Raw genomic sequence first — 26,093 nt, 5'->3', positions numbered from 1 at the left:
GCTTTGGGCCGACTGTAGTCTTCGGGGCCACATTACTTCCCCTTGTAAGCCCAAGGCAGCAGCTCATCGATCCGGCTCTGCTTGTGACCGTTGACGATGGCGGTGAGCGTATTGATCAGGTAGGCCTGCGGATCGACAGCGTTGAGTTTGCTGGTCTCGATGAGCGATGCGATGGTGGCCCAGTTCTCGGCTCCAGCGTCGTGCCCCGCAAAGAGTGCATTCTTGCGATTGAGGGCTATCGGCCGGATGGTTCGCTCGACGCTGTTGTTGTCGATCTCGATGCGGCCGTCGGTCAGGAAGAGCTTCAAACCATCCCAATATTTGGCGATGTACGCCAAGGCCTCGCCGAGTGGAGACTTGGTCGCGACACGGGCCCGGTGATGGACGAGCCAGGTCTGCATGTCGGTGACCAGTGGCGTTGATCGTTCCTGTCGTCCGGCGAGGCGAGCCTCCGGATCAAGGCCACGCAGTTCGGCCTCGATCCGACCCAGTTCGCTGATCCGCTTGACGCCCTCTTCGGCGATAGGTGCTGCTCCGTTGCGGGTTATCTCCACCAGCTTGCGGCGAGCGTGTGCCCAACAATAGGCAAGCCGGATGTCCGAGCCGACACGGTCAGGTGCGATCAGTCTGTTGTATCCGGCATAGCCATCGACCTGCAGGATGCCGGAGAAGCCCTGCAATATCCGCTCGGCATGAATGCCCCGAGCGTAGGTGAAGGCCACACCAGGCGGAGCACCGCCGCAACTGGATGTTCTCGACCGAACAGGCGCGCCTCAAATTGGCCAAGGCCTATCCAAAGCCAACCGCCAAAGAGTCATAATCCATGTGCAGAGATGCTAGTTGCCGGCGGGCATGGTCAGTGCAGCAGGTTTGCTCCGCGTGCCTTGACGATGTTTCGCATGATGCCGTTAAGCCAGTCCTCGGTGGAGGAACCGGATCGTCTCCTGTCGATCTCGCCGATCGCCTGCTCGAGCGTCCGCTCGACCAGCCGGTCGGAAGCGTCAACGTCTCCCAGCAGCAGACGCGCTGCGAGCCTGAGCTTAGGCAGCAGGGAAAATACGTCGTCTGACGGCTCGGTCGCCAGATTTCCGCTTGATGCTTTGGGCTCGGAGGGGAAGAGAGCATCGAAAACAGCCTGGCCGTCCGAGGATTTTCTGAGGCTGCTGGCATACCGAAGGCGCTCAGGAATAACGATGTCTTCGTCGCCGCTGAAAAACACGAACGGCACGCCGCGGCGCATCAGTTCGTCCGCGATCGGGAATACCCGTCTTCCGTTGAGATTGACGTCCAGGATTGCGGCTTCCGCCTCATCGGTATGCTTCGACGCCTGTTCGACTGTCGCCACGGGGCCAAGCACGACGGCGCCCATCTTGCTGAAATAACGTGCAAGATCGCCCGCCAGCATCCATTCGTCCTCGACGATCAGGATATGCAAGCCTTGCAGGTCGCGCACCTCATTGTTCCTTCTTTCTGCGGGAGTCACGGCTGTCGGCGCGGACTTGTACAAAATGACGGGACAAGGCCTCTTGCAACCGTTCCGCGCGCGCGAGCAGACGAGGCGGGATTTCTTCGGATACCGGGACCTTGGCCAGATCCGGCGAACGTAACGAGATTTGTTTTGCCGGCTTTATCTCAGGTGGTCGTTTTGCCATTGGAACCGCCTCGAAAACCGGATGTTAATGCCCACCGGCGGTGCTTTGTTCCGTTCGAGGACCATTTACTGGCCTGAGGCTCGGTCCGGTCCTAAAGCACGTCGCGTTTTGCCGGCCTCATGCGACGCGCTTTAGGCTGTTGTTTTTATTCATCTCGTTATCGCAAAACCGCTGCACACTTTTGCGCGACATGCATTAGTCTGAGGTCCGATTTGGCGGTTTCGCAGCCGCGGCTGTTACCGAGGCGTGGCATGGTATTCCAGAACGGAAGATTTCCCATTGTCGGCGTCGGCGCATCGGCCGGCGGCATTCCCGCGATCGAGGGCCTGTTCAAAGGACTGACCGGCGGCACCGGCATGGCGTTCGTCGTCGTCACTAATCTGAGCCCAGAACGCGAAAGCCTGCTGCATGACGTTATCGCACGTTACACCGGAATGCCGGTCATCGTCGCCGAGGAGGGCATGGCGGTCCAACCCGACCAAGTCTATGTGATGCCGCAAAACGTCGTCCTCACCATCCGTAAGGGCGCGCTTTCGCTACGCCGGCCGAACACGCTTAACCGCGAGCGCAAACCGATCGACATCTTCTTCCGTGCACTGGCCGAGGACCAAGGGGAGTACGCCGTAGGCATCATCCTGTCGGGGGGCGATTCGGACGGCACGCTGGGCGCCCGGGCGATCAAGGAACATGGCGGGTTGACGATTGCCCAAGCCTCCAACGGTTCCGGCGCGCGCAACCCGGACATGCCGCAAAGCGCGATTTCGAGCGGCCTGATCGATATCGCAGCGCCCGCCGAGGAGATCGGCGCAAAGCTTCAGGCGTTTGGCCGCGGCTTCAATGTGCTGAACGGGCTGGCCGAGGGGGGTGGCGAGCACAAAGCTGACGTGGATCGGGCCGCCGATGAAATCGACCCCACTCTGCGCGGCCATTCCGGTCACGACTTTTCCAGCTATAAGACGAAGACGTTCTCCGCCAATGAAGAGGCGCAGTCGACTAATGAGGAGCTTGAGGCCTCGAAGGAGGAGAAGCAGTCGCTCAACGAAGAGCTCAGCACCATCAACGCAGAGCTGACCAGCAAGATTGAGGAGCTCGACCGCGCCAACAGCGATCTCAGAAACCTGTTCGAAAGCACAGAGATCGCAACCATATTCCTCGACCGCAACCTTGTGGTGCGGACCTTTACCCCCGCTGCATCGGCCTTCTTCAATCTGCGCCCATCCGATGTCGGACGGCCGCTGACCGACCTTTCAAGCCAGCTCGACTATCCCGAGCTGAGGCCTCACATCGAGGCAGTGCTCGAGACGGGAGAGATCCTGAACCATCACCTTGCGCGCGACGACAAGGGCCGGTTCTACCTGGTTCGCATCAACCCGTACCGGGACAAGAGCGGCAGCATCCAGGGCGTCGTCGTGACCCTGATCGACGTGACGACGCTGGCGCAGGCGGAAGAGCGTCAGCAGGTGCTCATCTCCGAGCTGAACCATCGCGTCAAGAACATGCTGGCGGTCGTGGCCAGCATCACCAACCGGACCCGTGAAAACTCGGCATCGAAAGAGGAGTTCGCCGAAGCCTTGATCGGGCGCCTGCATGCCATGTCACGAGCCTATAGTCTGCTCTCGCGCGAGAGCTGGACGGAAGCCTCCGTCGAGGAACTGCTGCGTCAGGAACTCGATCCCTTCGGCCCCGAACGGTTTGAGCTCGATGGCAAGAGGGTAAATCTCAAGCCGGCACAAGGGCTTTCCTTCGGCATGGCCATCCACGAACTGGCGACGAATGCCGCCAAGTATGGCGCACTGTCGAGGCCTGCCGGGCGGATAGTTGTCAAATGGTCGGTGGCCGACGGAACCTTCAAGCTCGTCTGGCGCGAGAAGGGCGGCCCCCGCATCAAGGAGCCAACCGACAGCGGCTTCGGCCTTACCCTTCTGCGCGGAGAAATCGGCTATAGGCTGGGCGGAAAAGTTGAAACAAGTTTCCGCTCAAATGGTTTGGAGGCGGAAATCGCATTTCCTCTGACCCGCGAGGGCTCGTCGTGACCGGAAAGGTGCGTGTGCTGATCGTCGAGGATGAATGGCTGATCGCCGACGATGCGGCGGCTTACCTGCGCAAAGCCGGCCATCAGGTGGTTGGACCTGTTTCGTCGGTGACGGCGGCACTCCGGCTCGTTGGCGAAGGCGGCGTCGACGCGGCGTTACTGGATATCCAGTTGAACGACGAAACCAGCTATCCGATTGCGGAAGCGTTGCGGACGCGTGGTGTTCCGTTCGCCTTCCTCTCAGGCTTTGGTGAACGCGAAATTCCGGCCGGGTTCCGCGCTTGCAGGATCGTGCAGAAGCCGGCGAGCCAGAGTGCGATCCTGAATGCCGTGGATGAACTCGCGCGAGCCGGCTGAGGTCGCGATTTGAAAGTCGCGCCAGGGCACATCGGCGTGGTGCGTGCCTGCCGCGAACGACGAACGCCTATGGCAATATCCGCACCGGTACCGATTTGACCGCCGGAACATGAGCCTTCTCGGCTCTGTGCCACAAAGGAACCAGCGGGTTGAGCTCGGGGTAGTAACCGGCGCAATTTCCCTCCGGCACCGAGTAAGGTGTAACGCGCAGCCCGTGCACGCGGCGCTCCACACCGTCCTGCGCATTGGCTTCGAGATCGACTTCCTGTCCGGCGCTCAAACCGAGGCGCTGGATATCCTTCTCGTTCATCAACAGCACCATGCGTGTGCCGCTGATGCCGCGCAGCCGGTCGTTGTAGCCGTAGACGGTCGTGTTGAACTGGTCGTTGGAGCGCACCGTGATCAGTGTCAGCACATCACGGCCGGCGACATCGATGTCGGGATCGGTTTCAAGGCCACTTGGCAGCTTGAAGTTGGCCTTCTTGTTCGGCGTCTCCCACACCCGCTTGCTCGCCTTGATGTCGCGATGGAAGCCGCCGGGCGTCAGGAAACGCTCGTTGAAGTCGCGGAAATGTTGGGGGTAGCAGCGCTCGATTTCGTCGCGGATGCGGGAATAATCCCCAACCCACTCGTCCCATGGGATCGAACTTCTGCCCGGCACTGTCGCCTTGGCAAGCTCGGCAACGATCCTGGGCTCGGAAAGCAGATGCGGCGAAGCCGGAGGTCGCGATCCGAACGAGCCGTGGATACAGGCGGTGGAATCCTCTACCGACACCCTTTGGTCGCCGCTTGCCTGATGATCTCTTTCCAGCCGTGACAGGCAAGGCAGCAAATAGGTTGTCCGCCCGGCGATCAGGTGGCTGCGGTTGAGTTTGGTCGCGATCTCGACATGCAGGTCGAGCCCACGCCAGGCCTTTTCGACCAGGCCGGTTTCCGGAACGGCCCGCACGAAATTGCCGCCCAGTCCGACGAAGCCCTTGACCGATCCGTCGATGACGCCTTCGCAGGTTTCGACCGTATCGCGACCTTTCTCGCGCGGCGGTTCAAAGGCATAGAATTCGGCGAACTTGTCGAGCGGGACGAGCTCGGGTTTTTCCGATATGCCGACGGTGCGCTGCCCCTGGACATTGGAATGCCCGCGCAGCGGCGAAATGCCGGCGCCGGCTTTTCCGATATTGCCGCGCAGCATCAAAAGGTTGCACAGCATCTGGACGTTCTCGGTGCCGTGCCGATGCTGGGTCAGGCCCATGCCGTAATTGCCGATCACCGCGTTGGCATGGCTGTAGACCTCGGCGACATGTTCCAGGTCGGTCTGCGCAATGCCGGATCGCGCGACGATATCGCTCCACTGGGTTTTGCGCAGGAAGGCTTCGAACTCGGCGAAGCCATGCGTGTGCTCGGCGATGAAAGCCGTGTCGAGGACACGCGTCCTGCCGCTTTCGCGGGCGGCATCGTCGAGCGCCTGCAACGCTTTGGCGATGCCCGTTATCGCAGCAATGTCGCCGCCGGAACGAACCTGGAAGAAGTCGCTGGACATTTTGGTGCCAGGCCCGGGCGACAGCATGTCGACAGGGTTTTGCGGGTTCTTGAAGCGTTTCAGTCCCCGCTCGGGCAAGGGATTGAAGGTGAAGACGGGCACGTTGCGTTGACGTGCCTCCTGCAGCGGATGCAGCAGGCGCGGCGCCGTCACCCCGGTGTTGTGCCCGAAGAAGAACATCATGTCGCATTTCGCAAAGTCTTCGAGCTGCACGGTCCCGACCGGCGAGCCGATCGATTCCGGCAAGCCGACCGAGGTCGATTCATGACACATGTTGGACGAATCGGGCAGGTTCGAAGACCCATAGATTCGTGCAAAAAGCTGGTACATGAACGAGGCTTCGAGCGAGGCCCGGCCAGACGTGTAGAACACTACCGATTTGGGATCGAGCCGCCGCAGTTCGGCAGCTATGTCGCGGAACGCATCGTCCCAGGAGACCGGCTCGTAACGGTCGGTGGCGGCACTGTAGCGCATGGGCTCTGTTAGCCTGCCCTGTTTCTCCAGATCGTGGTCCGGCCAATCGAGCAGTTCCGTCACCGAATGCTCGGCGAAGAAAGCGGGTTCGCAGCGCAGCTTGGTCTGGTCCCACATCGTCGCCTTGGCGCCGTTTTCACAGAATTCGAAAGGCCTCGGCTGGGCTGGCTTTGCCCATGAGCAAGACATGCACATATAGCCGTCGGCCTTGTTCTGCTTGAGCAGCGTGCTCCATATCCCGGACAATAGCAGGCCTTCGCCTCGCGCCTTGCGGACCAAGGATCTCAGCGATCCCCAGCCGCCTGTCGGGTGGTCGTATTTCTTGGTTTCGATGCGATCGGTTACGGCGGGTCTCATGCAAGCCACTCCCTGTGGAAGAGCGCTCATACGAACCCGCGGTGAGGCTGAATGTTCCGGGCTGGGTCCGTACCGTCACGCCGTCCGTCTAACCGGAACCATTTCCGCCATCGTTTGTTCGGCTCGAAGAAAGGAGCCGCGCAAAATGGAGCGACGTAATGCATTAATTGCGATGGTGATTTCGGCCATCATCATCGTCGGCCTTCTCATAGGCTTTTTGTACGGCGATATGGGCTGGCAGACTTCGCCGCTCAAAAGAGCCCCTGAACAGAACCAGGGTGGCAATGCTCCGGCCGATACCTCGCCTGCCGCCGGCATCAAGAAGAACCCCAAGGAAAATACCGAAATGCCAGGCCAGCAATGACGTAGGGCCAGCAATGAAATTCAGCAGCAAGGCAATGCCACGAACTGAAACGGGTTCCTGTTTTTGCGGCGCCATAACGGCGGAGATGCGCGGCGAGCCTTTCTGGATTTGCTCCGATCACGATGACGACTGCCGCAAGGCGATAGGAAGCCCTCTGTCGGTGTGGGTCGGTTATCGGCCTTCCGAATTCACATTGCTCACCGGCACACCGAAGATATTTTCGAAAACCCCAGGCGTGCTCCGGTCCTTCTGTGCGGATTGTGGAACATCGATCAGCTATGTCGACCAGGGCCTGCCCGACGAACTCTATCTGGCGATCGGCTTCCTCGATCATCCCGAACGGTTTCCGCCGCGGGCCCACGCATATTGGGACATGAGGCTTCCCTGGGTCGACTTTCCAGACGAGCTGCCGCGGGTGGGGACGTATTCGAGGCGGCGCGATCCGGCGTTCGGAAATCCGGCAGACCGATAGCCTACTGCCCGCCTGCAGGTGGAAACGTACCGTTCGCAGCCCCGTACGAAAACGACAATTGGCGCACGGCTGAAAACGCGCGATCATGTGCCAATGGGCCGCCGTTTGGATGACAAGCTCGATTGCAAGGCGTGCGGGACGATCCTGATGGAGATTCCCGACAATCCGAAGGATTCGACGCCGATCCATTGCAGCAATTGCGGCGCCTATCTCGGCGAATGGGGCGATCTGCAGGAGGATTTCTTCAGGCAGGCGTTCGGTGCCCAGGCCTTCGATCTGAACAACGGAAACATTATCAAGAAATAATCCTGGATCCCGCCGGCCCCAAGCCACGGCCTGTGGACCCGGCTCGTTGCGGCAATCACCGTTAATGTCGGACCCTCGGGAACCTTTCTCCCGAGCCGCTTGTTTGGGTGGCGGAAGGAGAAACGCCATGAGCACAAAACCTCCCCCTGTGCCGCCGAAGAATCTGAGCCCAAAGGGCGCCGGTGACAAAAAATCGGTAGCAGCCGAACAGGGACCGCAATCAGCCGTTCCGGATCCCGACAAGCAGGGCCAGCAAGGCAATACGAAGGTCAACACCACCCATCAAGGCAACGTCCAGGATCGCTAGGTCATGTCCACGTCGAAGAAGACTCCTGCCAGCATCCGCCAGGGCGGTCCCGGCGCCGCGCACGAAAACGCCAAGAAGCCGCTGAGCGTCGAAAAGCCGCCGGCCGACTCCGACCGTCGCAGCCACAGCAAAGTCTCCGGCGGCGGCGGCGAACGCGACAGCCACCATACCCACGACCCCGAAAAGAAAGGCGACACTCGGCCCGCGCATCAGGACAAGTGAAATCGGGCGGCGACGCGACGATCGGTGAGGTTCGAGCGAAGTGTCAGCGGGAACGGCGCGCCAAGGCAAACGGCACGACGTTGTCGACCACCGGCAAGTCGAACAGCATCGGAAGCCCCCGCGTCGCGGCCATTTCCACGATCAGCTCCTCGATCGAGTGATCGGTCAGACGGGTCTCGACGCCCAGCCGGATCATCGCCGCCAGCTTGTGCACCGGCACCGGCACGGACTTCGCCCGGTCGTCGAGCAGCTTGCTGATTTCGATCACGACGTCGGCGTCGATATTCCTGGGCAAGTCTCGCATAAGCGCCTCCCCGCCAAACGAAACGAAAAGCCCGCCGCACCTTTCGATACGGCGGGCGATCCAGTAATGCGTACCGGCGAGGGGATCGGGGTGGGCGTGCCGGCGCGCGCAGATCGCAAGTAATTTTAGTTAAATCCGTCAACTTCGATGTGTCACGGAAAAACGTCTGTACGTTTTTTACCGAACCGCGCGGATCGTTAGCTGTCCCCGCCGTCGCGCGGCGCGGCAGCACGGATGGCGCGATCCATTGCCCTCCGGACAGCGAACTCAAACAGTATACATTATAAACTTAAAACATCTTGCCAGGTGATCCAGCCTATGCTCCACTTGAGCCGGGAACATGGCTGATAGGTCGATTTCTGCCGACACGTGGCTGCATTTCAAACGGCACGACTGCGAGAACACAGCCTCAAACGATATACGAAATCTTCGCATGGGAAGGCGTGGATGACGGAAACGATAGAGCTCAAACGGGTTGGCGATGGCAATCTGCGTGCCCAGGTCTATCAACAAATCCGGCTGACGATACAGCATGGCGAATTGGCGCCTGGCCAGAAGCTCGTCGACGTCGATATTGCCGCCCAGCTCGGCATTTCCAGAATGCCTGTCCGCGACGCCTTGATGCAGTTGGTGCATGAGGGCTATCTCGTCGGCACCACACGCGGCTTCACCCTGCCCACGCTTACCGCGACGGATGTCGCCGACATCTTCGAGGTCCGCCGCCTGCTTGAGCCACGGGCCGCCGCGCACGCCGCACGGACACTTGACGCCGCTGGCCTCAAGACCCTGGCAGCCGCGCTTCGGGAGGCCGAGGCTGCGGCCGCCGCCGGCGATGCCGACCGCTTTTTCCAGGCCAATTCGGCATTCAGGAATTGTTGGCTCGGCGCCGTCGAGAACGAGCGCCTTTCCCAAACGATTGCAAGGTTCGCCGACCACGTGCTCGTCGTCCGCTTAAGGACGCTGTCGCACCAGCCGACGCAGGCCGTTATCGTTGCCGGCATGCGCGCAATCTATGAGGCATTCGTCAAGCGCGACGCCGTCGCCGCTTACGACCGCATGACCCGCTTCATTCAGAACGCCGAGGAGCGTTTCATGAAGCTTAGCCCACCGTTTCAAGACTCCAACGGTGAAGGTGAGGGCATGTCGCGGCAGGGGAAAGCATGATCAGGAAGCAGCACCCGCTGAAAGGGCCGAACAGGTTCAAGCTCGGCGTCTTTTCCATGAACGCCGATGGCGGCCTGGCAATGACCACCGTTCTCGAGCGCTGGCATGCCCGCTGGGAAGACAACCTCAACTCCGCCTGCATCGCCGATCGCGCCGGCCTCGAGTTTCTGCTGCCGATCGCCCGCTGGCGCGGCTTCGGCGGTTTGACGCATGTGCGGGAATGGTCGTTCGAGACTTTCACCTGGGCGGCGGGCCTTGCTGTCGCCACGGAAAACATCGGCCTGTTCATGACGGTGCATGTGCCGCTGGTTCATCCGCTGCAGGCTGCAAAAGCGCTGGCGACGGTCGACCACATCTCCAATGGGCGGGCCGGCTTGAACATTGTCTGCGGCTGGAACCCCGACGAGTTCGCCATGTTCGGGCAGACGGTCGGCGATCGAACCTACGATCAAGCCGAGGAATGGATCAACATCATCGTGCGTGCCTATCAATCGAGGGAGCCGTTCGATTTCGGCGGCGAGTTCTATGATCTGAAGGGGGTCGTCAGCCGCCCACCAAGTCTGCAGGCGCCACGACCGGTGACCATGAACGCCGCCTTCGGCGCGCCAGGGCGCAACTATGCAGCGCGCCACTGCGACTATTTGTTTTCGACTTTTTCCGAAATCGCCGACGGCCGTGCGCATGTGGTCGACATCACCAACCGAGCGGCCGAAGTCGGACGCGAAGTCGGCGTCTATACGGTCTGTCACGTCGTCTGCCGGGAGACCCAGCAGGAAGCCGAGGACTACTACCGGCATTACGCGCTGGAATGCGCGGACGAGGGTGCGGTCGACGAGCACATGCGCAAGAAGAAGGAATTCGCGAACTCGCACGACGCGAAGGCTTTCACCGAATATCGGCAAAGGTTCGCCGGCGGTGCCGGAACGTTCCCGCTCATCGGCACGCCGGAAAAGATCGTCGACGATCTCACTGAGATCATGGACCAGGGCTATTCCGGCGCCGCCCTTACATTCGTCAACTACACCTACGAATTGCCCTTCTTCTGCGACCGCGTGCTGCCGCTGATGCGCCAGGCCGGGCTTCGAGTCAATTGATGCCGGCGGCCGCCATTCCGACCCCGTGGGTGGATGGGCACGACGCCATCAATCCGCGCGCCTTCAAGCAGGCGATGCGGGCGGTGGCGGGCTCGGTCGCCATCCTTGCCTCGGAACATCACGAGATCGGCTTTTGCGGCATCACGGCGACGGCTCTCTGCTCGTTCAGCGCCGAGCCGCCGTCGCTGCTGGCCTGCGTCAACCGCGGCAGCACCTTTGCCTCGGCCATTCGCGAAGACTTGCCGTTTTCGGTCAATCTTCCCGCCGGCGACCAAGAGAACGTTGTGCGTGCCTTTGGCGGCATGACCAAAGCCAAGGGCGCCGCGCGGTTCTCGTCCGGATCATGGGTGCGTGGCGAAACCGGCGCGCCCTTGCTTGTCGGCGCGCGGGCAATGTTCGAATGCCGGGTGGCCGAAATCATTGTGCGGGCGTCGCACATGATCGTTATCGGCATCGTCTCAGGCGTCGCGCTGGATCGCGCTGACCGATCGCCGGTCTTCTACGCGCATGGGCGGTTCCTGACAGTAGGAGATGATGCCAACTAATCGCCGTTCACGCGGCGGCGCAGCGATTGCAATTTTAGATCGACCCGATCATGGGCGAACTATCAGAGGGAGTACGGCAATGCGCATTTGGAAATCCCTTGTTCTGGCTGCACTCATGTCGGGCTTGGCGGGTAGCGCCACGGCCGAAGAGGTCGTCCTCAACGCCGTGCATTTTACGCCGACGCAGAACGGCTACGCCCAGAGCTTCTTGAAATTCGTTCAGAAGGTGAACGAAAAGGGCAAGGGCGTGGTCCAGATCAACGTGCGTGGCGGGCCGGAGGTCATTCCGCCGATCCAGCAGGGCGCGGCGCTCAGGAGCGGCCTGATCGACGTGATCGACACACCGGCAGGGCAGTTCCTGGAGCTCGTGCCCGAAGGCGAAGTTTTCTCCGCATCGACGAAGACGCCGTGGGAGGTCCGCGACAATGGCGGCTGGGATTTCATCAACGGAATTTTCGAGAAGAAGGCCAATGCCCATCTGCTGGCGCATGTCGACGCGGGTTCGGGCTTCAACGTCTTCACCGTCGACGAACCTAAGCTCAACGATGAAGGCAGCATCGAGTGGAGCAGTCTGAAGATCCGCTCGTCGCCGCTCTACCGCGATTTCCTTGAATCCTTGGGCGCAACGGTCATCGTCCAAGCGCCGGGGGATGTCTACACCTCGCTCGAGCGCGGCGTCGTTAATGCCAACGCGTATACCGTGTTTGGCTATGCGTCGTTCGGCTGGGACAAATTCACCAAATACCGTGTCGACCCGCAATTCTTCAAAACCGATGTGCTGATCTCGATCAACAAGGCGAAATGGGACACGCTGTCACCCGAGGCGCAGAAGCTGCTTGCCGACACGGCCGTCGAATACGAGCGCGTGAGCTATGACGCCAATCTCGCCGAGTCCGAAAAGCAGGCACAGGCAATGATCGGCGGCGGGCAGAAGGTGATCAGCTTGACCGGCGCCGGCCGCGACAAATTCCTGGCGGCTGCCACGCAGGCGAGCTGGGCGAGAATGGCCAAACGCGATCCTACCAACATCGATCAGTTGAAGAAATTCTTCCAGTAGCCCGAGCGGAGGGCGCTGGTGCGCCCTTCATCAAGGTGGACATGAGGGTCGTCGGGAATGGACAGATCGTTTGCAGCGATTGGGAAGCTGAGCCTTGCGTTGGCGGCGGCGGCAAAAGTGGTGCTTGGCCTCATCATCGTCGCGGTGGTTGCTGATGTGTGCGTCCGCAATCTGGGCCTGAGGCCGCTTGCCTGGGCAGTATCGGCGACGGAATACGGTCTGCTCTATGCGGCATTTCTGCCGATGCCCTGGCTGGTCCACAGCAAGGGCCATGTCTTCGTCGAGTTCCTGCGCCAGGCGCTGCCGGTGCGGGCACGGGCGGTGCTTGAAAAGCTGGTCTATCTCGCCTGCATTGCCGTCAGCCTCTACCTTGGCAGCGTCGCTCTGTCTTCGCTGACAAGTGCTGTGGCGGGCGGCGAATACGAAACGCGCAGTTTCGATATGCCGAAATGGCTGGTCTTTCTGCCCATCATGCTCGCCTTCTATCTCTCGGCGCTGGAATGGCTCAGATATCTGCTCGGCCGTGACACGCTGTACACGCTCGATCCGCTGGAAATGGAAGGGCTCTGACCGGTGGCCTGGCTGTTTCCATTCGCCGTGCTCGTCGGCACCATCCTAGTGTTGATGGGGCTTGGGCTGCCGGTCGCCTTCGCGTTCTTCGTCACCAATGTGATCGGGCTGTACCTGTTCTTCGGCGGTTCGATCGGCGTGACGCAGATGGTCGCCAACTTCTCCGACGCTGTCTCGACCTATGCGCTTGCTCCGCTGCCGATGTTTCTCGTCATGGGCAGCCTGTTTTTCCGCTCCGGCCTCGGCGAGAAGGTCATCTACGCGCTCGACCTGTGCATCGGCAATCTGCGCGGACGCCTCGCTTATGTCGTCCTCGCCGCCGGCACGATCTTTTCCGCGCTGTCAGGTTCCAGCCTCGCCAATACCGGCATGATGGGCTCGCTGATGGTGCCCGAGATGCTGAAGCGAGGCTACAAGCCTCATATGGCCTACGGCCCGGTGCTTGGCGCCGGAAGCCTTGCCGTCATCATCCCGCCATCCTCGCTGGCCGTCTTGCTCGGCTCGCTTGCCCAGATCGACGTCGGCGCGCTGCTCATAGCGGGGGCTCTGCCTGGACTGCTGCTCGTTGTCATGTACGCGGCCCTGATCTTCGCGCAGACGAAGATCGATCCGGACGCCGCTCCGCACTATCCGGTACCCGCCGTTCCCGCGGCCGAGAAGGTGAGGGCGGTCGCCGTCAACATCATTCCGATGAGCGTCATCGTGTTCATGGTGGTCGGCACGATCATCCTTGGGATAGCGACGCCGACGGAATCGGCCGGACTCGGCTGTGCCGCCGTCTTCGCCTTGTTGTTTGTCTACCGACGGTTCAGCTGGTCGGTTGTCTGGAAGTCGCTGGACGATGCGATGAAGGTCACCGGCATGACCTTCCTGATCATCTCGGCTTCGACGACGTTCTCGCAGATATTCGCCTTCTCCGGCGCCTCCAACGGCTTTATCCAGTTCATCGTCGGCTACGATCTTGGACCGTATCCCATGCTGCTCATGATGGTGCTCGTCATCCTGTTGCTCGGCATGTTCATGGATCAGGTCTCGATGATGCTGATCACGCTGCCGATCTTCCTACCGATCGCCCAGCAATTCGGCTACGAGCCGGTATGGTTCGGGCTGATCCTGCTGCTCGCCTACGAGGTCGGCTTCACCACGCCGCCGTTTGGTCTGCTGCTGTTCATCATGATCGGCGTTGCGCCGAAAGGCACATCGCTCAAGACGGTTGCCATGGCTGCGGCGCCTTACATCGCGCTGACGCTTCTGCTGATCCTGCTGATTGTCCTCTTTCCGCAGATCGCTCTCTTTCTTCCGAATTTGATCTAGTCGAACTCGATCCAGCAGGTGTCCACATGCGCTTTGCCTATCTTGCTTTCTTCCATGATGACCGCGAGGCAAATTTGGCCATCGCCGGCGAAGATGTTGACGCCGTGCGGCGTGTGATTGCTTCAACGCCGGGCCTTGCGCTTGCAAACATCTATCTACCCGAAGTGGCGACGGACATGTTCAACAACGATGGTCCACCGCCGGTCTTTGGCTTCCAGCTCTATTTCGACGAACTGGCGGACATGGAGGCGGCGCTGGCGCCGTCCGGCCATCTGCAGACGCTTGCCGCACCTGGTATGCTGTCGAGCATCGCCGGTTCGAGGCCGACGCAACAGGCAATGTGCGTGCGTCCGTTTCCCGTCGACGACGCTGGCGTCAAGACATCCGGGCTCCCCTGCAGCTATCTTGTCCACTATCCCGGGCCGGCCGAAGACATGAATGCCTGGCTCTACCACTATGTGACGCATCATCCGCAATTGATGCGGGGCTTCCCCGGTATTCGCCACATCGAGGTTCTGTCGCGACTGGATTGGTGCGGTTCGCTTCCCTGGCCGCGGGTCGACCATATGCAGCGCAATCGGGTCATGTTCGACAGTCCCGCGGCATTGACGCACGCGCTGCAATCGCCGGCGCGGCTGGAGATGCGCGCCGACTACAAGACCTTCCCGCCGTTTTCAGGCGGCAGCCGGCATTTCCCGATGTCGACGGAAGCCATGCCTCCTTTGTCGCGGACCACCGCAACCTAGCGCGAACAGTTTTCGCCGACGCCGAAAATTTCTGGAGATTTCATGTACGACTTTCGCAAGAAATGTGTCTCTCTCGATCGCCTCATCGGTACCTTCTGTGCCATCCCGCACCCTGTGGCGGTCGAAGTGGCCGCCGCCAGCGGGGTCGATTTCCTGTGCATCGACTGGGAGCATTCGCAGATCGGCCGCGAACGGCTCGAGGATCTGATCCGCGCCGCCGATGTCCACAGGATTCCCGCGATGGTGCGCGTTCCCGGCCACACGCCGGAGTGGATGGCGGCCGCGCTCGACGCCGGCGCGTCGGGTGTCCTGGTACCCCGCGTCTCCACGGCCGAGCAAGCGCGCATGGCGGTCATGGCCTGCCGGTACCCGCCGGTCGGCGCCCGCGGTGTCGGCCCGGGCCGCGCCGCCGGTTATGGCTACAGGATTCCGGACTACCTCAAATCGGCCAACGAGGTCCTGACGGTCGCCATCCAGGTCGAGACGGCCGAAGGGCTCGCCAACATCGACGACATCGTCCAGGTCGACGGCGTCGACGTGGTCTTCATTGGCCCCGGCGACCTGTCGGTCTCGATCGACGCGATGGGGCCGGCCGGCCAGGACAAGCTCAATGCCGCGATTATGAGGATCGCGGCCGCGGCGCGCACGGCGCGCAAGGCCGTCGGCATCTTTCGCCCTTCGGCGGATGATGTCGGCAAATGGTCGCGGCACGGCATCAGCTTCTACATGCTGGCCAGCGATACGATGTTTCTCGGGGCCGGCCTTGCCGCCGGCGTCGCCTCGGCGCGCAGCGCCTCATAGCAAGAGTTTGCCATGAAGATCATCAAGACCGACGGCGTGTTGTCAGTCGAGGAAGAGCAGCTGCGCTACCTCGACGGCTTGAGCGCCGAGTTTGTCGAAAAGACGCTGCTCACGGAAGATGCCCTGATCGAACACTGCCGCGACGCCGACGCATTGATGGTATTGCGGGAGCCGATCACGGCTCGCGTTTTGGCGGAACTGAAGAGGCTCAAGGTCATCGGGCGGTTCGGCGTAGGGCTCGATTCGATCGACGTCGAGGCCGCCAGCCGTGCCGGTGTTCAGGTAACCTACGTGCCGGACGCCAATCTGGTTGAAGTCAGCACCCACGCCATAGCCCTGATCCTGGCCTTGACGCGCAGGCTGAAACAGTTCGACAGCGCGGTGCGCGCCGGCCGCTGGGCTGCAATGACCGACGGCGCCGGCATCACGCGGCCCGACAGGCAGATCCTCGGCCTGATCGGCTTCGGCCAGATCGGGCGGCTGACTGCCGAGCGGGCGCGGGTCTTCGGCTACCACATCATCGCCTACGACCCGCATATGCCGGCCGAGCGCATCGCGGCCAGTGGTGCCGAACCGGTCGGCTTCGACGATCTGCTGGCCAGGGCCGATATCGTCTCGCTGCACGTTCCAGCGACACCGGAGACCAGAAACATCATGTCGGCGCAAGCCCTGTCGCGGATGAAGGAAGGGGCGATACTCATCAACGTGGCCCGCGGCGGCCTGGTCGACGAGGTCGCATTGGCGGACGCGATCCGGCGCAGCCATCTGGCAGGCGCCGGCATCGACACGTTCGAGCGGGAGCCGCCTTCGCCCGACAATCCGCTGCTGGCGCTGGACACCGTCCTGGTCAGTCCACACGCGGCGCACTACTCGACCCAGTCTTACGCGGAGGTTCGCAACAAGGTGTTTGCCGATGTCGCATCGGTCCTGCGCGGCGGCAAGCCGGTATATCCGGTCAACCGGATATGACCAATTCCCGATGTCTGCACCACCTCTATCCGCCTGCTCCGCGGAACCCAAGTCCTGCAAGTCGGCGTTCGCAGGGCGATAAGGGGCAGCGCAACCTGTCGCGGTTGTCCGGTTTGCCACATTTTGTTCTTGCTTTGTGCCGGCAGCTATGCTACTAATTTGCGTATGGTGCTGATTCGCACCGAGGACCCGCCGCAAGGCGGTTTTTTTGTCTTTAGGTTTCAGCGCCATCCGTCGAGGCTCTGCTCGGCTTGTCGCGACGCTCGACGATGTAGATGTGATCGGCGACCAGCACCACGTCGCCATGCTGGTTGATCACCTCGCAGCGCTCGACGACCCGGCCTGAATCGGGTCGCTTCGGGTCGTCTTCCCTAGCCGAGATGGTGGTGCGGGTCCTGATCGTATCGCCGATGAACACCGGCTTGATGAAGCGCAGCCGGTCGTAGCCATAGGAGAAGGCAACCGGGTTGACGACGCTGGCCGTCAGCCCGACGCCGACCGAAAACACCAGCGTGCCGTGGGCGATGCGCTGGCCGAACGGCGTCGTCTTCATGAACTCGGCGTCCATGTGGTGGGGAAAGAAATCGCCGGTATGGCCGGCATGGACGACGAAATCGGTCTCGGTGATGGTGCGCCCGCTGGTCATGCGCGACGAGCCGATCCGGTAGTCCTCGAAATAGACAGTCTGCTCCATGTCAGGGCCTCGCCGCGATCGGTGTTGCCGGCGCCGCGCTCGATCGGTAGGCGGCTTCGACCAGCGCCATCGTGTTCCAGCCGTCTTCGACGGAACTGACAAGCTCGGCGTCCTCGCCCGACGCGTAGCGCTGGACATTGGCCATGCGGCCGGCAAAGGCGTCCGGAAACCATGCGCCGACGAGTGGAACCGCAACCCAGTCCGTGCCGCCTTTGGGGTAGATTTCGAGAATGTCCGGCTCGCCGCGCGGATAGTCGAGGTTGACGCCCAGTTTGAGGTAAGCGGCGCCTTCGGTGCCGCAGATGCGGAATTCGCAGGCCTGATGTTTTCGACCGAATTTGTGATCGTGATTGATCGACAGTGCACAGCGCACGGTGTCGCCATAGTCGAGGATCGCGCTGGTGCGCGTTTGCGCAACCTTATGGCCGGGGTGGCCGAGTGTCTTGGCATGAACCCCCTTGGGGTCGCCGAGCAATTGCCGGATCAGGTCGAGATAATGGATGGAATGCATGGTGATCTCGACGCGCGGCGCCTGCAACAGGAATTCCCAGAGCTGCCAGGGTGTCGCCAGCGCCAGCCATGCGTCGAAATCGACCACGTCGCCGAGCCAGCCCTTGGCGATCGCATCCCTGAGCGCCAGCATCATCGGCGCGAAGCGCAGCTGGAAATTCACCGCCGCCTTCAGGCCTTTGGAGCGGCAGATTTCGAGGATGTCGGTCGCCTCGATGAGATTGCTGCCCATCGGCTTCTGGATCAGCGCCACCGCACCATCGGGCAGCGCCCTGAGCACCCCGGCATGATAGGCCGGCGGCGTCGCCAGATCGAAGACGGCGTCCTTGATTGACGCAGCTTCCTCGACCGACCGGTAAGCGGTGACGCCCCATTTCTGCGCCAGTCTTTCCGCCTTGGCCAGGTCGGGGTCGAAAAGCCCGGCAACCGGGAAACCGGCTTTCCCATAGGCCGGGAAATGCGCATCGCCGACGATCGAGCCGGCGCCGAAGATCACGATCGGCCTGGGCTTTGACGGCTGTGCCCAGGCCTGGGAGAGCGAGGCAGGATCGAAAATGTCATCAGTCATAATGGAAGACTTCGTCCATCGACGCCCACCACTCGCCCTCCTTGCGGGTCGGCAGCGGCTCCTGGCACGGCATGCAGAGCGCCCACCATTCCTGCGTCGTGGGATCGGCGGCCATCTTCGCCATGTCGGCGGCATAGTCGGTGCCGTGGTACTCGAAGGTGCTGAACAAAAGGTGCTCCGGCTCCCTCAGATAAATCGAATAATTCTTGATGTTGCAGGCGGAAATCATCTTGAGGACGTCCGGCCACACAGCAGCGTGAAGCCGCACATACTCGGCGACTTTCTCCGGCTTGAGGCCGAGCACCATTCCCATTCGCTGCATGTCCGCCTCCTATTTTTCTATCGCCATGGTGAATTCCGCGATGCTCTTCGCCTTGATCGCATCCCAGTCCCAGTCGATGCCGATGCCGGGTTCGTCCGGTGCCAATGCGTGCCCGTCCTCGATACGCATTTTCTTGCCGGTCAGCTGGTCGAGCTGGGGAATATACTCGACATATCTGCCGTTCTGAACGGCGCATGTCAGGCTGACATGCAGTTCCATCAGGAAATGCGGGCAGACCGGTATGTCGAACGCCTCGGCTGCATGCGCCACCTTCAGCCACGGCGTGATGCCGCCGATGCGGCCGACATCGACCTGCACGATCGAGCACGCGCCCTTCTGCATATATTCGCGGAAATGCCGGATCGAGTAGAGCGACTCGCCGACGGCGATCGGCGTCGACGTCGCATTCGACAGGCGGATATGGCCGTCTATGTCGTCGGCCGGCAACGGTTCCTCGATCCAGGCGAGATCGAGTTCACGCAAGCGCTCGGCCCGGCGGACTGCCTCGTCGACCGAGAAGCCCTGGTTGCAGTCGGTCATGATTTCGTAGGAGTCTCCAACCGCCCGGCGCACCGCCGTCAGCCGGACAAGATCCTCGGAGCCGTGCGGCTTGCCGATCTTGACCTTCGAGCCGCGAAAGCCCTTGCCCTTGGCGGCCAGCGCATCCGCGACCAGCGCCTCGGTTTCGATATGCAGCCAACCGCCTTCGGTCGTGTAGAGCGGGCAGCGGTCCTTGGCGCCGCCGGCCAGCTTCCACAGCGGCAGCCTCTGTTTCTTGGCCCGCAGGTCCCAAAGGGCAGTGTCGATGGCCGCCAGCGCGATTGCCGTGATCGCGCCGATCGTCGTGGCATGGGTGGCGAACTCCAGCTCGTGCCAGATCGCCTCGATCATGTCGGCATCGCGGCCGATCAGCCGCGGCGCAAGGTGGTCGGCCAGCAGCCGCATCACCGAAGAGCCGCCCGTGCCGATCGTATAGCTGTAGCCGGTGCCGACCGCGCCGTCGGCGTCGGTGATGGTGACGATCGGTGTTTCCTGGCTGACAAAACTCTGGATGGCATCGGTGCGCTTGACCTTCGGCACCAGGTCGACCATCCGCAGTTCGATTTTCTCGATCTTTGCCATGATTTTAACCTCGCAATGTCCTGCCTGTTTCGGCGGAAAACAGATGGGCCTGCGACAGGTCCAGGCTCATCTTGACCCGGTCGCCGGCTTTCAGCGGCTTTGGATTGAGCATCCGCGATACCCAGTCGCTGCCGTTGAATTCGGCGAACACCAGCGTCTCGTTGCCGAGCGGCTCGGTGACGGTCACCGGCAACTCCACCTGGTGGACGTCGACGTCTTCGCCGGAGCTGATGCCATGCCCGGTCGGATAGATGTCGTCGGGCCTGAGGCCGAACACGACTTTGTCGCCGGTTCCGACATTGGCCTTGAACTGGCTGGGCAGAGGCAATCTCTCGCCGCTGGCGAACAGCAACTGTCCGTCGTCGACAACCGCCTCATGCAGGTTCATCGGCGGCGAGCCGATGAAGCCGGCGACGAAGCGTGTCTGCGGCCGGCGGAAGACCTCGTCGGGTGTGCCGACCTGCTCGATGAAACCGTCACGCATGATGACGATACGGTCCGCCAATGTCATCGCTTCGACCTGGTCATGGGTGACGTAGATCACCGTCGACCGGACCTTGGCATGCAGTTTCTTGATCTCGGTGCGCATCTGCGTCCGAAGCTTGGCGTCGAGATTGGAAAGCGGCTCGTCGAACAGGAAGACGTCGGGATCGCGCACGATGGCGCGGCCCATGGCGACGCGCTGGCGCTGTCCGCCGGACAGCTGCGACGGCCGGCGGTCGAGCAATTGGTCGAGGCCGAGAATGCCGGACGCTTCGGCGACGCGACGGTCCATTTCTTCCTTCGCGGCGCCGGCTATCTTGAGCGAGAAGCCGAGGTTTTCGCGCACGGTCATATGCGGATAGAGCGCATAGGACTGGAACACCATCGAGATGTTGCGCGAGCGCGGCGGCAGGTCGTTGACCATGCGGCCGCCGATCTCGATGATCCCGTCGCTGATCGCCTCGAGGCCGGCGATCATGCGCAGGGTTGTCGACTTGCCGCAACCGGACGGCCCGACCAGCGCGATGAACTCGCGGTCGGCGACCTCGAGGTCGATGCCGTGCACCACCGCCACCGGGCCGTAGCTTTTGGTGAGGTTCTTGAGCGATACGGTTGCCATGTCAGCCTTTCACCGCGCCGGAAGTGAGGCCGCCGACGAGGTGTTTCTGGACGATGAAGGTAAGCGTGAGCGCCGGTATGACCATGACCACGGCGAGCGCGCACATGCCGCGCCAGTCGATGGTGAATTCGGCCGTATAGTCGAGCAGGCCGACCGGCAGGGTCTTGGAGTTGATCGAGCGCGTCAGCTGCGAGGCGAGCGCGAACTCGTTCCAGGAGGTGAGGAAGGCAAAGATGCCGGCCGAGGCGATGCCGGGCCCGGCGAGTGGAAACTCGACCTGCCAGAAGGCCTGCCAGCGCGTGCAGCCGTCGATCTGCGCGGCTTCGGCGAGATCTTTCGGCACCTGGCGGAAAAAGCCGTCGATCAGCCAGACGGTGAACGGCACGTTGAGCGCGACATAGACCAGGATCAGCCCGAAATGCGTGTCGATGATGCCGAGCCGCGCAAAGACAAAGAACAGCGGCAGCGACAGCGCGATGCCGGGCACCGTGCGCGTCAGCATCAGGCCGAGGAACATCGCCGACTTGGCGCGAAAGCGGTAGCGCGCAAAGGCGTAGCCGCCGGCCATGCCGATGACGATGGCGATCACCGTCGAGGTCACCGAGATGATCAGCGAATTGCGGAAGTAATCGAGCACCGGAATGCCGCCCTGGCCGACGCCGCTGAACATGGCGACGTAGGCGTCGAGCGAGAGTTGCTGCGGGATCCACACCGGCGGCTTGGCCATGATTTCGACGGTCGGCCGCAGCGAAGACAGCACGATCCAGATGCCGGGCAGGCAGATGACCAGCATGGCCAGGAACAGTCCGATGCCGTGAACGATTCCGAGCGCTTTGTTGCCGACGCGATGCAGGCTGTTCTGGTCCATCCTCACCACTCCGCCGCGATCTGCGTGCGCGCTGCGGCGAGCTTGCGGTAGAAATAGACGGTGAACAGGATCGACAGCAGGATCGAGAAATAGGCCATGGCATTGGCCATTCCCATCCTGGCGTCGCTGTAGGCGGTGCGGGCGACCAGCGTCCAGACCAGTTCGGTGCGGCCGGCGGGGCCGCCGTCGGTCATGATCTTTACGATGTCATAGGCGCGCGCGACGTCGAGTGAGCGGATGGTCATGGCGATAAAGGCAAACGGCATGATGAACGGCCAGGTGACATAGCGGAATGTCTGCCACGGCGTGCAGCCGTCGACGCGGGCCGCCTCGACCGGTTCGCGCGGCATCGCCAGCAGCCCGGCCAGGATCAGGATCGCGAACACCGAGGTCGACGACCAGATCTCGGCGATCAGGATGGCGATGAAGGCGAGATTGCCGTCGATCAGCCACGGGATGGCGCGATCGGTCAGGCCGAGCCCCTGCAGGGCATTGTTCACCAGGCCGATATTGTCATTGAACATGAATTTGAACTGGAAGCCGACGAGGATCGGCGAAAACATCATCGGAAACATCATGATGGTGCGCAGGATCCGCTGGCCGCGCGATGCCTTCTCCACCAGCAGGGCCAGCCCGAGCCCGATCAGCATTTCCAGGTTGAGCGCCACCGTCAGCAGCACCACGGTGCGGGCAAAGGCGACCCAGAAAGCGCGGCTGGTCAGGATGGTGACGTAGTTGCGCGCGCCGATGAAGACCCAGAACGTCTCCGGCCTGGTCAGCCGGAACGGCGTGAAGCTGGAATAGAGCGAAAGCAGCAGCGGCACCACCACCACCGCCGCCAGAACGATCACCGCCGGCAGCAGGAGCAGCAATGGCGGCGAAGGTCTCCAGCCTTTCATGGCGATCCGGTTCTGGTTGGTGCCCGGACACCGAAGGCCGCCATCGGCGAGCTGGGATCAAGACAAAGCGTGTTGCGCATGGTTCGTAAAAAGTTCGGGGACGCCGCTCTTCGATGAGCGCGGCGCCCCCTTGGGAGAATGGTCAAAGCTTGCCGGCGTCCTCGAGGATTTGCGTGGCCTTGGCGGCAGCGTCGTCCAGCGCCTGCTTGGAGGTCTTGTCGCCAAGGATGGCGGCCTGCAATTCGGGATAGACGGCGTTGGAGATTTCGATCCATTCAGGTGTCTGCGGCACGGCAAAAGCGTGCTTTGCCTCTTCCTGGAAAGCCGCCAGCACTTCCTTCTTGTAAGGATCGTTGGCCGCCTGCTGGATGTCCCAGTCCCACACCGCCGTGCGGGTCGGCAGTGGGCCGCTTGTCGCCTCGAGCTTCTGGCTGTCCTCATTGGTCAGGAACCAGACCAGCGACGCCGCGGCTTCCTTGCTGGCGCAGTTTTCGGTGACCGAAAATCCGTGGTGCCCCGACCAGCCGGTGCGAATGCCTGCCGATCCCTTCGGCGCCACCTTCACGCCGACATTGCCGGCGACCTTCGACGACTTCGGATCGTTGAAGAAGCCTGCCCAGCCCGGCCAGTCGAGGTTGATGGCGACGGTGCCCGAGGCAAAGCCCTGGCCGAGATCGTCCCACAGATAGTTGGTGGTGCCGGCCGGCACCGCCTTGGCCTTGTAGAGATTGACGAACCAGTCGAGCGCGTGCACGCCGGCTTCCGAGTTGAAGGCCGGCTTGCCATCCTTGTCGAGGTATTCGCCGCCGTCGGCGATGAGCATCTCGTAAAAGCGGCCGTTGATCGCCTCTTCCTTGCCGGCGAACTGGGTACCGTAGAAATCGGGCGGGCTGGCGAAGAATTCCGCCTGCTGGGCGACCTCGTCCCAGGTGTCGGGCGGTGTCAGTTCCTTGCCGTACTTGGCCTTGTAGGCGGCCTTCTTGGCTTCGTCCTGGTAGAGGCTCTTCTGGTAGTAGAGCGCCGAGACGTCGAACTGCGCGCGCGGCAGCATCACCAGCTTGTCGTCGAGCGTCGAGGCCTTGATCGTCGACGGCACGAAGGCGTCGATCTCCTCCTTCGGCAGCAGCTTGTTGAGGTCGGTGTAGATATCAGGATATTGCGGCGCGAAGGACGAATGGTTCGACCCAACGCACCAGTTGATGCTGCCGGAGGCGATGTCCGACTTGATTTCCTTGTCGAGCTCGAAGTGGTTTTTCTTCGAGATCACGTTGACCTTGGCGCCGGTCAGTTTTTCCCATTCGCCGATGCGTGCGTACAGCCCTTCATATTGCTGGCCGCCGATCAGCTTGGCGTCGATGGTGACGCCGTCGAATTTGCCGGGCAGGTCGGCAGCAAGGGCACTCGCACCCAGTGCGAGCAGCGTTACGCCGGCCGACAGGCCGCAAAACAGTTTCGTCATTGGTATCCTCCCAAGAGTCTGCGTCGATCCATAGCGAGGGCGGATCGGCAGCTTCATTCATATACAAACAAAACATTTATAGGATCGTCAAGCCGAAAGTTCTTCCGGAAGCAATGCCGTTATGCGTATATGAAAGGTGAAATTCACTGGAGAAGCCCAATGGCAGAGGACGAGGAAGATGACCGCTATCGAGCCCCGGCGTTGGACAAGGGGCTCGACATTCTCGAGCTGCTGGCCGGCGTCGACGGCGGCCTGACGCAGGCGGAAATCGCCAAGAAGCTCGACCGCAGCCCGAACGAGTTCTACCGCATGCTGGACCGGCTGGTGCGGCGCGGCTATGTCACGCGGCCGGATGGCGACCGTTATTCGCTGACGCTCAAGCTGTTTGGCCTGGCGCAGCTGCACGCGCCGGTGCGCCGGCTGGTTTCCTATGCGACGCCGCTGATGCGCGAACTGGCCGAAACCACACAGCAGGCAAATCAGCTCGTCGTCTTCGACCGCGGTTCCGCGGTGGTGATCGCACAGCAGGAGGCGCCGGATTACTGGGGCATCTCCATCCGCGTCGGCTCGCATATCAGCCTGTTCGACACCGGCTCCGGCCATGTGTTGCTGGCGTTCCGCCCGCCGGACGAGCGCCAGATGATGATCTCAGAACATCTGCGCAGCACCGACAAGCCACCGCAATCGCCGGAATTCTTCGCCCGCCTCGACCAGATCCGGGAACGCGGCTACGAGATGATGGCGTCGATGCAGACGGCAGGCGTGTTCAACCTGTCGACACCCGTTCTCGGCTCGGACGGCAAGGCGATCGCCGCACTGTCGATCCCCTACATAACCCTGGTCAACGCACCCAAGGCGCCCGACATCACCAGGACGATAGAGCTGCTGCTGGCAGCGACCGAAAAGCTGTCGCAACTGGCGGGGTCGACCGTCAAGCAATCGCGATGAATTCTTATTTGAATGAAGATTTTCTCCGTGAGATGATCTCGAAGTCGCCAAGGAGGAGCGCGCCACCATGATCTTCGACACCCATCTGCACCTGATCGACCAGTCCGCGCTACGCTATCCCTGGCTGGCCGGCGTGCCGGCACTCAACCGCGATTTCTCCTACGACGAATATGCACTCCAGGCGCGCCGGGCTGGCATCGAGGGCGCGTTGCACATGGAAGTCGATGTCGATCCAGCCGACATCGAGGCCGAAACCGGCCATGTCAAAGCGCTCTCGCAGCAAAAGGGCAGTTTGCTGAGGGGAGCGATTGCCTCCTGCCGTCCGGAAGAGCCAGGCTTTGCCGCCTATCTCGAGCGCCAGCGCGCCGATCCTTTCGTCAAGGGCTTTCGCCGCGTGCTGCACGTCATGCCGGACGAGCTTTCGGAGGGCGCGCTGTTTCGTGAAAACATCAAGCGGCTAGGCGGCAGCGGCCTGACCTTCGACCTTGTCGTTCTGCCGCACCAGATCCCCAAGGCGACGGCACTCGCCGACCTGGCGCCGGACATGCAGTTCGTGCTCGACCATTGCGGCGTGCCGGACATCAAGGGGGGTGCCGAGCACCCTTGGCGCGAGCACATGGCGGAAATCGCGCGGCGCCCGAACGTCGTCGGCAAAATTTCCGGTGTGGTCGCATATGCGGATGCCGGATCCTGGACTGTCGAAACGCTGCTTCCCTATGTCGAGCACACCATCGAATGCTTCGGCTGGGACCGCGTCGTCTGGGGCAGCGACTGGCCGGTCTGCACGCTCGGCGGCGGGCTTGCGACCTGGATTGCGGCAACGCACGCGCTGCTTGCCGGCACCAGCGCCGATGAACGGCAACAACTGCTGTCCGGCAACGCCAAGCGGCTGTGGAGTTTGTAGAGCATTTTGCAGCCAAGTGGAATCCCTTGGCGTCGCACAAATGCGGCTCAAAC

Annotated in this window: 30 protein-coding genes and 1 pseudogene; 18 read left to right on the top strand and 13 right to left on the bottom strand. The window is 61.9% G+C overall.

Translation table 11 applies throughout. From position 1 onward, the window contains the following. Positions 1-32: 32 nt before the first annotated feature. From tnpC to NKI67_RS14310, 3 genes and pseudogenes are all read right to left on the bottom strand, one after another. Positions 33-740, bottom strand: a pseudogene (tnpC, locus tag NKI67_RS14320) (IS66 family transposase); the annotation flags it as partial. Between the two features lie 116 nt (positions 741-856). Further along, entirely contained in the window at positions 857-1,453 is a 597-nt protein-coding gene (locus NKI67_RS14315) for a response regulator (RefSeq protein ID WP_036238319.1), read from the bottom strand. 1 nt (position 1,454) lies between these two features. After that, entirely contained in the window at positions 1,455-1,652 is a 198-nt protein-coding gene (locus NKI67_RS14310) for a hypothetical protein (RefSeq protein WP_156937318.1), read from the bottom strand. Positions 1,653-1,903: 251 nt separating this feature from the next. On the opposite strand from NKI67_RS14310, the gene NKI67_RS14305 reads away from it, so the two are divergent. Both NKI67_RS14305 and NKI67_RS14300 read left to right on the top strand, forming a co-directional pair. Continuing rightward, entirely contained in the window at positions 1,904-3,685 is a 1,782-nt protein-coding gene (locus NKI67_RS14305) for a chemotaxis protein CheB (RefSeq protein ID WP_352645662.1), read from the top strand. Positions 3,686-3,699: 14 nt separating this feature from the next. Next, positions 3,700-4,041: a response regulator gene (locus NKI67_RS14300; RefSeq protein ID WP_245274673.1), complete on the top strand. Its 342-nt coding sequence runs from the start codon at positions 3,700-3,702 to the stop codon at positions 4,039-4,041. A 67-nt stretch (positions 4,042-4,108) separates the two neighbouring features. Here NKI67_RS14300 and NKI67_RS14295 read toward each other — a convergent pair whose 3' ends face one another. Next, a complete protein-coding gene (locus NKI67_RS14295; protein ID WP_023676111.1) occupies positions 4,109-6,409 on the bottom strand; it encodes an FdhF/YdeP family oxidoreductase in 2,301 nt (766 codons plus the stop codon). Positions 6,410-6,554: 145 nt separating this feature from the next. Here NKI67_RS14295 and NKI67_RS14290 point away from each other — a divergent pair, with 145 nt between their 5' ends. The 5 genes from NKI67_RS14290 (at position 6,555) to NKI67_RS14270 (ending at position 8,080) form a co-directional block, all read left to right on the top strand. After that, positions 6,555-6,773 (top strand): hypothetical protein, encoded by a 219-nt coding sequence (locus tag NKI67_RS14290; protein WP_023676110.1) that lies wholly within the window; start codon positions 6,555-6,557, stop codon positions 6,771-6,773. A gap of 34 nt (positions 6,774-6,807) precedes the next feature. Next, a complete protein-coding gene (locus NKI67_RS14285) occupies positions 6,808-7,245 on the top strand; it encodes a GFA family protein (protein WP_023676109.1) in 438 nt (145 codons plus the stop codon). 93 nt (positions 7,246-7,338) lie between these two features. Next, a complete protein-coding gene (locus tag NKI67_RS14280; protein ID WP_036238316.1) occupies positions 7,339-7,551 on the top strand; it encodes a hypothetical protein in 213 nt (70 codons plus the stop codon). A 127-nt stretch (positions 7,552-7,678) separates the two neighbouring features. After that, complete coding sequence (locus NKI67_RS14275; protein WP_023676107.1) at positions 7,679-7,858, top strand: hypothetical protein; 180 nt, start codon at positions 7,679-7,681, stop codon at positions 7,856-7,858. A gap of 3 nt (positions 7,859-7,861) precedes the next feature. Further along, entirely contained in the window at positions 7,862-8,080 is a 219-nt protein-coding gene (locus NKI67_RS14270; RefSeq protein ID WP_023676106.1) for a hypothetical protein, read from the top strand. A 43-nt stretch (positions 8,081-8,123) separates the two neighbouring features. Here NKI67_RS14270 and NKI67_RS14265 read toward each other — a convergent pair whose 3' ends face one another. Further along, complete coding sequence (locus tag NKI67_RS14265) at positions 8,124-8,384, bottom strand: hypothetical protein (protein ID WP_023676105.1); 261 nt, start codon at positions 8,382-8,384, stop codon at positions 8,124-8,126. 447 nt (positions 8,385-8,831) lie between these two features. Here NKI67_RS14265 and NKI67_RS14260 point away from each other — a divergent pair, with 447 nt between their 5' ends. The 9 genes from NKI67_RS14260 (at position 8,832) to NKI67_RS14220 (ending at position 16,644) form a co-directional block, all read left to right on the top strand. Continuing rightward, complete coding sequence (locus NKI67_RS14260; protein ID WP_023676104.1) at positions 8,832-9,548, top strand: GntR family transcriptional regulator; 717 nt, start codon at positions 8,832-8,834, stop codon at positions 9,546-9,548. Then, positions 9,548-10,642 (top strand): LLM class flavin-dependent oxidoreductase, encoded by a 1,095-nt coding sequence (locus tag NKI67_RS14255; RefSeq protein WP_023676103.1) that lies wholly within the window; start codon positions 9,548-9,550, stop codon positions 10,640-10,642. Before NKI67_RS14260 ends, NKI67_RS14255 begins: the two co-directional genes overlap by 1 nt. After that, complete coding sequence (locus tag NKI67_RS14250; RefSeq protein ID WP_023676102.1) at positions 10,642-11,187, top strand: flavin reductase family protein; 546 nt, start codon at positions 10,642-10,644, stop codon at positions 11,185-11,187. Before NKI67_RS14255 ends, NKI67_RS14250 begins: the two co-directional genes overlap by 1 nt. Before the next feature lie 79 nt (positions 11,188-11,266). Next, positions 11,267-12,244 (top strand): TRAP transporter substrate-binding protein DctP, encoded by a 978-nt coding sequence (dctP, locus tag NKI67_RS14245; protein WP_352645658.1) that lies wholly within the window; start codon positions 11,267-11,269, stop codon positions 12,242-12,244. 57 nt (positions 12,245-12,301) lie between these two features. Next, positions 12,302-12,814, top strand: coding sequence for a TRAP transporter small permease (locus tag NKI67_RS14240; protein WP_023676100.1), 513 nt, complete (start codon positions 12,302-12,304; stop codon positions 12,812-12,814). A 3-nt stretch (positions 12,815-12,817) separates the two neighbouring features. Beyond that, entirely contained in the window at positions 12,818-14,128 is a 1,311-nt protein-coding gene (locus tag NKI67_RS14235) for a TRAP transporter large permease (protein ID WP_023676099.1), read from the top strand. A gap of 26 nt (positions 14,129-14,154) precedes the next feature. Then, on the top strand, positions 14,155-14,874 hold the full coding sequence (locus NKI67_RS14230) for a hypothetical protein (protein WP_023676098.1): 720 nt from the start codon (positions 14,155-14,157) through the stop codon (positions 14,872-14,874). 42 nt (positions 14,875-14,916) lie between these two features. Next, the gene (locus NKI67_RS14225; RefSeq protein WP_023676097.1) at positions 14,917-15,675 is read left to right on the top strand and encodes an HpcH/HpaI aldolase family protein; all 759 of its coding nucleotides are present in this window, start codon (positions 14,917-14,919) and stop codon (positions 15,673-15,675) included. Between the two features lie 12 nt (positions 15,676-15,687). Next, positions 15,688-16,644, top strand: a complete 957-nt coding sequence (locus tag NKI67_RS14220) for a C-terminal binding protein (protein WP_023676096.1) — start codon at positions 15,688-15,690, stop codon at positions 16,642-16,644. A gap of 214 nt (positions 16,645-16,858) precedes the next feature. On the opposite strand, the gene NKI67_RS14215 is transcribed toward NKI67_RS14220, so the two are convergent. From NKI67_RS14215 to NKI67_RS14180, 8 genes are all read right to left on the bottom strand, one after another. After that, on the bottom strand, positions 16,859-17,338 hold the full coding sequence (locus NKI67_RS14215) for a MaoC/PaaZ C-terminal domain-containing protein (RefSeq protein ID WP_023676095.1): 480 nt from the start codon (positions 17,336-17,338) through the stop codon (positions 16,859-16,861). A gap of 1 nt (position 17,339) precedes the next feature. After that, on the bottom strand, positions 17,340-18,416 hold the full coding sequence (locus tag NKI67_RS14210) for a Gfo/Idh/MocA family protein (protein ID WP_023676094.1): 1,077 nt from the start codon (positions 18,414-18,416) through the stop codon (positions 17,340-17,342). Further along, positions 18,409-18,738: an L-rhamnose mutarotase gene (locus NKI67_RS14205; protein WP_023676093.1), complete on the bottom strand. Its 330-nt coding sequence runs from the start codon at positions 18,736-18,738 to the stop codon at positions 18,409-18,411. Before NKI67_RS14205 ends, NKI67_RS14210 begins: the two co-directional genes overlap by 8 nt. Before the next feature lie 9 nt (positions 18,739-18,747). After that, positions 18,748-19,860 carry a mandelate racemase/muconate lactonizing enzyme family protein gene (locus NKI67_RS14200; RefSeq protein WP_023676092.1) on the bottom strand — a complete coding sequence of 371 codons (1,113 nt, stop codon included), beginning with the start codon at positions 19,858-19,860 and terminating at the stop codon, positions 18,748-18,750. A 4-nt stretch (positions 19,861-19,864) separates the two neighbouring features. Further along, positions 19,865-20,962: an ABC transporter ATP-binding protein gene (locus NKI67_RS14195; RefSeq protein WP_023676091.1), complete on the bottom strand. Its 1,098-nt coding sequence runs from the start codon at positions 20,960-20,962 to the stop codon at positions 19,865-19,867. 1 nt (position 20,963) lies between these two features. After that, positions 20,964-21,830: a carbohydrate ABC transporter permease gene (locus NKI67_RS14190; RefSeq protein ID WP_023676090.1), complete on the bottom strand. Its 867-nt coding sequence runs from the start codon at positions 21,828-21,830 to the stop codon at positions 20,964-20,966. A 2-nt stretch (positions 21,831-21,832) separates the two neighbouring features. Continuing rightward, positions 21,833-22,729: a carbohydrate ABC transporter permease gene (locus NKI67_RS14185; protein ID WP_023676089.1), complete on the bottom strand. Its 897-nt coding sequence runs from the start codon at positions 22,727-22,729 to the stop codon at positions 21,833-21,835. 142 nt (positions 22,730-22,871) lie between these two features. Next, complete coding sequence (locus tag NKI67_RS14180) at positions 22,872-24,188, bottom strand: type 2 periplasmic-binding domain-containing protein (RefSeq protein WP_023676088.1); 1,317 nt, start codon at positions 24,186-24,188, stop codon at positions 22,872-22,874. 159 nt (positions 24,189-24,347) lie between these two features. On the opposite strand from NKI67_RS14180, the gene NKI67_RS14175 reads away from it, so the two are divergent. Then, entirely contained in the window at positions 24,348-25,136 is a 789-nt protein-coding gene (locus tag NKI67_RS14175; protein WP_023676087.1) for an IclR family transcriptional regulator, read from the top strand. A 67-nt stretch (positions 25,137-25,203) separates the two neighbouring features. Then, complete coding sequence (locus tag NKI67_RS14170; RefSeq protein WP_023676086.1) at positions 25,204-26,040, top strand: amidohydrolase family protein; 837 nt, start codon at positions 25,204-25,206, stop codon at positions 26,038-26,040. Positions 26,041-26,093: the final 53 nt, after the last annotated feature.

Source organism: Mesorhizobium sp. M0408, assembly GCF_040321495.1.
Classification (GTDB): Bacteria; Pseudomonadota; Alphaproteobacteria; order Rhizobiales; family Rhizobiaceae; genus Mesorhizobium.
This window is presented reverse-complemented; position numbering and strand designations above follow the sequence as displayed.

Bases quoted from the DNA above. Each gene is read 5' to 3' on its own strand.
- NKI67_RS14265 (WP_023676105.1), bottom strand. From the start codon at position 8,384: ATGCGAGACTTGCCCAGGAATATCGACGCCGACGTCGTGATCGAAATC.
- NKI67_RS14250 (WP_023676102.1), top strand. From the start codon at position 10,642: ATGCCGGCGGCCGCCATTCCGACCCCGTGGGTGGATGGGCACGACGCC.
- NKI67_RS14220 (WP_023676096.1), top strand. From the start codon at position 15,688: ATGAAGATCATCAAGACCGACGGCGTGTTGTCAGTCGAGGAAGAGCAG.
- NKI67_RS14305 (WP_352645662.1), top strand. From the start codon at position 1,904: ATGGTATTCCAGAACGGAAGATTTCCCATTGTCGGCGTCGGCGCATCG.
- NKI67_RS14230 (WP_023676098.1), top strand. From the start codon at position 14,155: ATGCGCTTTGCCTATCTTGCTTTCTTCCATGATGACCGCGAGGCAAAT.
- NKI67_RS14280 (WP_036238316.1), top strand. From the start codon at position 7,339: ATGGGCCGCCGTTTGGATGACAAGCTCGATTGCAAGGCGTGCGGGACG.
- NKI67_RS14170 (WP_023676086.1), top strand. From the start codon at position 25,204: ATGATCTTCGACACCCATCTGCACCTGATCGACCAGTCCGCGCTACGC.
- NKI67_RS14190 (WP_023676090.1), bottom strand. From the start codon at position 21,830: ATGGACCAGAACAGCCTGCATCGCGTCGGCAACAAAGCGCTCGGAATC.
- NKI67_RS14225 (WP_023676097.1), top strand. From the start codon at position 14,917: ATGTACGACTTTCGCAAGAAATGTGTCTCTCTCGATCGCCTCATCGGT.
- NKI67_RS14285 (WP_023676109.1), top strand. From the start codon at position 6,808: ATGCCACGAACTGAAACGGGTTCCTGTTTTTGCGGCGCCATAACGGCG.
- NKI67_RS14185 (WP_023676089.1), bottom strand. From the start codon at position 22,729: ATGAAAGGCTGGAGACCTTCGCCGCCATTGCTGCTCCTGCTGCCGGCG.
- NKI67_RS14210 (WP_023676094.1), bottom strand. From the start codon at position 18,416: ATGACTGATGACATTTTCGATCCTGCCTCGCTCTCCCAGGCCTGGGCA.
- NKI67_RS14175 (WP_023676087.1), top strand. From the start codon at position 24,348: ATGGCAGAGGACGAGGAAGATGACCGCTATCGAGCCCCGGCGTTGGAC.
- NKI67_RS14275 (WP_023676107.1), top strand. From the start codon at position 7,679: ATGAGCACAAAACCTCCCCCTGTGCCGCCGAAGAATCTGAGCCCAAAG.
- NKI67_RS14290 (WP_023676110.1), top strand. From the start codon at position 6,555: ATGGAGCGACGTAATGCATTAATTGCGATGGTGATTTCGGCCATCATC.
- NKI67_RS14270 (WP_023676106.1), top strand. From the start codon at position 7,862: ATGTCCACGTCGAAGAAGACTCCTGCCAGCATCCGCCAGGGCGGTCCC.
- NKI67_RS14215 (WP_023676095.1), bottom strand. From the start codon at position 17,338: ATGGAGCAGACTGTCTATTTCGAGGACTACCGGATCGGCTCGTCGCGC.
- NKI67_RS14260 (WP_023676104.1), top strand. From the start codon at position 8,832: ATGACGGAAACGATAGAGCTCAAACGGGTTGGCGATGGCAATCTGCGT.
- NKI67_RS14240 (WP_023676100.1), top strand. From the start codon at position 12,302: ATGGACAGATCGTTTGCAGCGATTGGGAAGCTGAGCCTTGCGTTGGCG.
- NKI67_RS14200 (WP_023676092.1), bottom strand. From the start codon at position 19,860: ATGGCAAAGATCGAGAAAATCGAACTGCGGATGGTCGACCTGGTGCCG.
- NKI67_RS14310 (WP_156937318.1), bottom strand. From the start codon at position 1,652: ATGGCAAAACGACCACCTGAGATAAAGCCGGCAAAACAAATCTCGTTA.
- dctP (WP_352645658.1), top strand. From the start codon at position 11,267: ATGCGCATTTGGAAATCCCTTGTTCTGGCTGCACTCATGTCGGGCTTG.
- NKI67_RS14205 (WP_023676093.1), bottom strand. From the start codon at position 18,738: ATGCAGCGAATGGGAATGGTGCTCGGCCTCAAGCCGGAGAAAGTCGCC.
- NKI67_RS14180 (WP_023676088.1), bottom strand. From the start codon at position 24,188: ATGACGAAACTGTTTTGCGGCCTGTCGGCCGGCGTAACGCTGCTCGCA.
- NKI67_RS14295 (WP_023676111.1), bottom strand. From the start codon at position 6,409: ATGAGACCCGCCGTAACCGATCGCATCGAAACCAAGAAATACGACCAC.
- NKI67_RS14195 (WP_023676091.1), bottom strand. From the start codon at position 20,962: ATGGCAACCGTATCGCTCAAGAACCTCACCAAAAGCTACGGCCCGGTG.